This is a genomic window from Pseudomonas sp. P4_C3 (assembly GCF_056402075.1).
Genome location: NZ_JBFUIC010000261.1, coordinates 1 through 5841, shown reverse-complemented (window position 1 = coordinate 5841; position 5841 = coordinate 1). Strand labels below are relative to the sequence as shown.

Annotated in this window: 6 protein-coding genes; 3 read left to right on the top strand and 3 right to left on the bottom strand. The window is 62.3% G+C overall.

Features of this window, described 5'->3' with window-relative positions; translation table 11 throughout:
• Positions 1–735 (top strand): methyl-accepting chemotaxis protein (locus AC1DVH_RS25040; RefSeq protein WP_477756075.1); only part of this gene is annotated, 735 nt, incomplete at its 5' end.
• A gap of 107 nt (positions 736–842) precedes the next feature.
• Positions 843–1442 carry a flavin reductase family protein gene (locus AC1DVH_RS25035; RefSeq protein ID WP_477756074.1) on the top strand — a complete coding sequence of 200 codons (600 nt, stop codon included), beginning with the start codon at positions 843–845 and terminating at the stop codon, positions 1440–1442.
• Between the two features lie 12 nt (positions 1443–1454).
• Here AC1DVH_RS25035 and AC1DVH_RS25030 read toward each other — a convergent pair whose 3' ends face one another.
• A complete protein-coding gene (locus AC1DVH_RS25030; protein ID WP_477756073.1) occupies positions 1455–1823 on the bottom strand; it encodes a cupin domain-containing protein in 369 nt (122 codons plus the stop codon).
• Positions 1824–1899: 76 nt separating this feature from the next.
• Entirely contained in the window at positions 1900–2709 is an 810-nt protein-coding gene (locus tag AC1DVH_RS25025; protein ID WP_477756076.1) for an AraC family transcriptional regulator, read from the bottom strand.
• Positions 2710–2874: 165 nt separating this feature from the next.
• On the opposite strand from AC1DVH_RS25025, the gene ddlA reads away from it, so the two are divergent.
• Complete coding sequence (gene ddlA, locus AC1DVH_RS25020; RefSeq protein ID WP_477756072.1) at positions 2875–3969, top strand: D-alanine--D-alanine ligase; 1095 nt, start codon at positions 2875–2877, stop codon at positions 3967–3969.
• Between the two features lie 79 nt (positions 3970–4048).
• Here ddlA and ggt read toward each other — a convergent pair whose 3' ends face one another.
• Positions 4049–5839 (bottom strand): gamma-glutamyltransferase, encoded by a 1791-nt coding sequence (gene ggt, locus AC1DVH_RS25015; protein ID WP_477756071.1) that lies wholly within the window; start codon positions 5837–5839, stop codon positions 4049–4051.
• Between the last annotated feature and the right edge of the window lie 2 nt (positions 5840–5841).

Sequence of the window (5841 nt, the reverse complement as noted above, 5' to 3'; positions counted from 1 at the left end):
GAGTACAACAGTGCCGAGTACCAGGACTTCTGGCGTCGCCTGAACGCGGGCGAGTACGTGACCGACCGTTTCAAGCGTGTCGACAGCCACGGTCGTACGGTCTGGCTGGAGGCGTCCTACAACCCAGTGGCCGATGCCAACAACAGGCTCTACAAGGTGGTGAAGTTCGCCACGGTGATTACCGATCAGGTCAATCAGGAACAAGCCGTCGCCGAGGCCGCCAACATCGCCTACAGCACCTCGCAGCAAACCGACCAAAGCGCCCAGCGCGGTAACGCCGTGGTGACCCAGGCCGTGGACGTGATGCGTGACCTGGCCAAGCACATGCAAACCGCTGGCGATGGCATCGAGGCCTTGAACGAGCAGTCGCTGGTGATCGGTACCATCGTCAAAACCATCAGCGGCATTGCCGAGCAGACCAACCTGCTGGCGCTCAACGCGGCCATCGAAGCGGCGCGTGCAGGCGAGCAGGGTAGGGGCTTTGCCGTGGTGGCGGATGAAGTCCGGCAACTGGCGTCGCGCACCAGCCAGGCCACCGACGAAATCGTCCTCGTGGTGCGGCAGAACCAGGACATGGCGCGCAACGCCGTGGCGCTGATGACCGACGGCAAGCTCCAGGCCGAACAGGGCCTGGCCCTGGCGGCGGAAGCGGGTACGGTGATTGTCGAGATCCAGGACGGCGCGCAGAAAGTGGTCAATGCGGTGGGGCAGTTTGCCAATCAACTGATGAGTTGAGTCCAGCGTTTTGCCCGAAGCCTGAAAAGATCGCCATCGGCGATCTTTTCATTTCAGCGTGTTTTATCCCGTTACAATCGGCTCTTTTCCCCCAGGAGCAGACTTCCATGAGCGCTTCCCACCGCCGTCCGGTTCCCTTGTCCAGGGCCTATCGTCTGCTCAATCATGGCCCGACCGTGCTGGTCAGCGCAGCCCACGGTGGCCGGCGCAATATCATGGCGGCAGCCTGGGCCATGCCGCTGGATTTCGAACCACCGAAAATTGCCGTGGTGCTGGACAAGTCCACCTGGACTCGCCAGTTGCTGGAGGCTTCGGGCACTTTTGTGCTGAACGTCCCGTGCGCTGCCCAGGCCGACATTGTGCAGACCGTCGGTTCGACCTCCGGCCTGGAGTTGACCCAGGGCCAGGGGCGCGACAAGTTTGAAACCTACGACTTGCAGACGTTCACCGGTCAGTCGGTTGATGCGCCGATGCTCGAAGGCTGCGTGGCCTGGCTGGAATGTCGCCTGTTGCCGGAGCCGAACAACCACCAGCAGTACGATCTGTTCCTGGCCGAAGTGATTGCCGCCCAGGCTGACGAGCGCGTGTTCAGCGAAGGGCGCTGGCACTTCGAAGGGCAAGATGCCTTGCGCACCTTGCACCACGTGGCGGGCGGGCACTTCCTGACCATTGGCGAGCCGGTGGACGGCAAGACCTTGCAGGTGTAAGCCGGTCAGCGCTCATATCCACACATCATTCTCGGCTGTGCGCTCACCACCTTCGTTGCCGGTGTTCAGTACACCCTTGGGTTCGATCAGCAGGAGTTTTACCTCCTGCTCGGCACAGGGCTTGTGCTCGACGCCTTTTGGCACCACGTACATTTCCCCGGCGTTCACCAGCACGTGGCCATCGCGAAAATCGATGCGCAGCCGGCCTTCGAGCACGATGAAGGTTTCGTCGGTATCGAGATGGTCGTGCCAGATAAAGTCCCCCAGCAGCTTCACCACCTTGAACTGGTAGTCGTTCATTTCGGCGATGACCCGGGGCGACCAGTGGGAATCGATCCGACTGATTTTTTCAGCGAAGTTCAGGCTTTCGTAAGTGTTCATGAAACAGCTCTCGCGGTGATTGGTGAACCCACGATAGCCAGCGACTCAACGCGCTTCTTGTACGATTGTGCGTGGCTCAACGGCGCTGCATGTTCATCCAGCGGGCCGGTGACAGGCCATAGGTTTTGCCGAATTGCCGCGTCATGTGGCTCTGGTCGGTGAAGCCTGCGATCAGCGCGGCACCGACCAGGCTCTGACCCTGAATCAGCAGCGCACGGACCATGTCCAGGCGGCGCATGGTCAGGTAGCGGTAGGGGCTGGTGCCGAACAACAGGCGAAAATCCCGGGACAGGCTCCAGCGATCCCGACCACTGTGCTGCGCCAGTTCATCCAGGGTCACGGTGCGATCCAGAGCGCCGTGGATGTATTCCCGCGCACGCTGCGCGGCCACGTAATCAAAACCCGAGCGTTTGCCCGGCGCACCGGAAACCGTGCTCATGGCTTGCGCCAGATCGAACAGCGCGTCCTGTTCTTCCAGTGGATCGAGCGGGCAATCCAGGCTGCGCAGCAACGCGCCCGTGGCGGCGAACAAGCGGGGATCGTTCGACAGCCCGGTCTTGATGAATGGCAGCGCTTGCCCGCCGAGCATCTGCTGGATCAGCGCCGGTTCGATGTACATCATCCGGTACTGGAAGCCGGACTCTGTGCCGGCCTCGCCATCGTGGGCTTCGTCCGGGTGCAGCACGATCGTTGCGCCGGGCAGGCTGTGACGCCAGCCGCCGCGATATTGAAAACTCTGCACCCCGGCCAGGGTGTGGCCGATGGCATAGGTGTCGTGGCGGTGAAGGTCGTAGCCATGGCCGGCAAAAAACGCCTCGAAACGCTGTAACCCGCCGACATCGGGCGCGCGATGGAACCAGTCATTGCGAGGCGGACGCTTGGCCATGGTGATGATTGTCTTGAGCTTGATGCGCAACACGGTAACCCAGTCAGCGGTTCTCTGTCTTCTGATCGGAAGGCGATTTGTCCGCTAGAAAACCAAGGGCAAATACTGCACTGTGGGGCGCATTCTCTATAGGTCGTTTTTTATTTGTCAGGATGAGGCCAGGTCATGAGCAAGCTGCGCGTGGGGATCATTTTCGGGGGCCGTTCGGCCGAGCATGAGGTGTCGCTGCAGTCGGCGAAAAACATCGTCGATGCGCTGGATCGTTCACGCTTCGAGCCGGTGCTGATCGGCATCGACAAACAAGGCCACTGGCACCTCAACGACCCTTCGAATTTTTTGCTGAACCAGGAAAACCCGGCGCTGATCGCCCTTAATCAATCCAATCGTGAACTGGCTGTGGTGCCGGGTAAAGCCAGCCAGCAACTGGTGGAAACCTCCAGCCAGGAATTGCTCGGCCACGTCGATGTGATCTTCCCGATTGTCCACGGCACCCTCGGGGAAGACGGTTGCCTGCAAGGCTTGCTGCGCATGGCCGATCTGCCGTTTGTCGGCTCCGATGTGCTCGGCTCGGCCGTCTGCATGGACAAGGACATCAGCAAGCGCCTGCTGCGCGATGCCGGCCTGGCCGTGACGCCGTTCGTGACATTGACCCGTGCCACGGCCGCGGGTACCGGGTTTGCCGAGGTTCAGTCCCGGCTCGGTTTGCCGCTGTTCGTCAAGCCGGCGAATCAGGGCTCTTCCGTGGGCGTGAGCAAAGTCACCGACGAGGCTGAGTACATTGCTGCGGTGGCGTTGGCCTTGAGTTTCGATACCAAGGTGTTGATCGAATCTGCCGTCAGCGGCCGCGAGATTGAGTGCGCGGTGCTCGGCAATGAAGACGCCATCGCCAGTGGCTGCGGCGAGATCGTGGTGCGCAGCGGGTTCTATTCCTACGACAGCAAATACATCGACGACACGGCGGCTGAAGTGGTGGTGCCGGCCAATATCAGCGTCGAGGCCAGCGAGCGCATTCGCGCCCTGGCCGTCGAGGCATTCCAGGTGCTGGGCTGCTCCGGCCTGGCCCGCGTCGACGTGTTCCTGACCGACAGCGGCGAAGTGCTGATCAATGAAATCAACTCGCTGCCCGGCTTCACCCGCATCAGCATGTACCCGAAACTGTGGCAGGCCACCGGCATGACCTACAGCGAACTGGTGACGCGACTGATCGAGCTGGCGCTGGAAAAGCACCATGTTCGGCAGGGGTTGAAGATCAGTCGATAAGTGAGCGGCTGATTTTCGCTTGCTCATAAAACAAAAGGGCCTACCCATCGGTAAGCCCTTTCTCATTCCCGCGTACGACTCAATCCCCCAACGCTTGCCCCTCACGCCGCGGATCGGCCCCGCCTGTCAGCGACGCTTTGCCTTGGGCATCCTTGACCCGAACAATCGCCTGGGTCCCGCTGGTCATGTCGATTTCGCTCACGCTGTGCCCTTTGTCTTTCAGCGCCTGAACCAGCGTCGGGCTGAACTGCCCCTGTTCCAGTTCGGTCGGGCCGTTGCGGCTGCCGAAGTTGGGCAGGTTAATGGCGGCTTGGGCATCGAGGTTCCAGTCGAGCAGGCCGATGGTGGATTTGGCCACGTATTCGATGATTTGCGAGCCGCCGGGGGAACCGACGGTGGCGAGGAATTCGCCGCTCTGGCGGTCGAAGATCAGGGTCGGGGCCATGGAGGAGCGCGGGCGTTTGCCGGGCTCGACGCGGTTGGCGACTTTTTGCCCGTTTTCCTCGGGGATAAACGAGAAGTCGGTCATCTCGTTGTTGAGCATGAAACCCTGAACCATGATGTGCGAGCCGAACGCCGACTCGATGGTGGTGGTCATCGACACGGCGCCGCCTGCATCATCGACGGCCACCACTTGCGAAGTGGAAATCCGCAGCGGCGAACGGTCCGGCGCATAGGCCACCCGGATACCCGGCGGAGTGCCGGGTTTGGCCGTGCCCATGCTGCGTTCGCCGATCAGGGCGGCGCGGCTGGCAAGGTAGGCGGGGTCGACCAGGCCTTTGACCGGCACCGGGACGAAGTCGGTATCGGCGACGTACTGAGCGCGGTCGGCGTAGGCCAGGCGTTCGGCTTCAGAGATCAGGTGCACGGCTTGCGGGACGGGTTCGATGCCGGCCGGGGCCGCGGTCTTGACCGGTTTCAGCGGCGCCAGCGCCAGGCGCTTGTCGCGAGTCTCCAGGGCTTGCAATGTCCCGAGGATCTGCGCCACGGCGATCCCTCCCGACGACGGCGGCGGCATGCCGCAGACCTGCCAGCGCTTGTAGTCGGTGCACAGCGGCGCGCGCTCCTTGGCCTGGTAGTTGGCGAGATCGGTCAGGGACAGGCTGCCGGGGTTGGTGTGACCCTGAACCTTGGTCGCAATTTCCTCGGCGACGGGGCCTTTGTACAGGGCATCGGGACCTTCATGGGCGATGCGTTTGAACACGGCGGCCAAAGCCGGGTTCTTCAGGTTTGTGCCGACGGCTTTTGGGCTGCCATCGGCATTTCGGAAGTAAGCCATCATTTCCGCTGAATGCGGCATGGACGAATCCGCGGCGATCAACTGGTGCAGGCGTGGCGAAATGGCGAAGCCTTGTTCGGCGAGCTGGATGGCCGGTTCAAACAGTTGTGCCCAGGGCAGGCGTCCGTGTTTTTGATGGGCCAGTTCCAGAGCGCGCAGCACGCCCGGCGTACCCACTGAGCGCCCACCAATCTGCGCCTGGGTGAAGCCCATCGGTTGTCCGTTGGCCTGCAGGAAAAGCTTCTCGGTGGCGCCGGCCGGGGCGGTTTCACGTCCGTCGTAGGTGCGCACGGCTTTGCCATCCCAGAGTACGATCAATGCGCCGCCACCGATGCCCGAAGACTGTGGCTCGACCAGCGTCAACACCGCTTGCATCGCAATCGCGGCATCGATGGCCGAGCCGCCCCGGCGMAGCATCTCTCGCCCGGCTTCGGCCGCCAGTGGGTTGGCCGCCGCTGCCATGTATTTCTCGGCGTGCTGGGTGCGCAAGTCGGTGCGGAAACCGGTAGCGCTTTCCGGTGCGAGCGGCAGCGTCGGCAGCGAAGTGTTGTGGCACGCGGCCAGGCTCAAGGCACTGGCGAGCAGAACCAGGG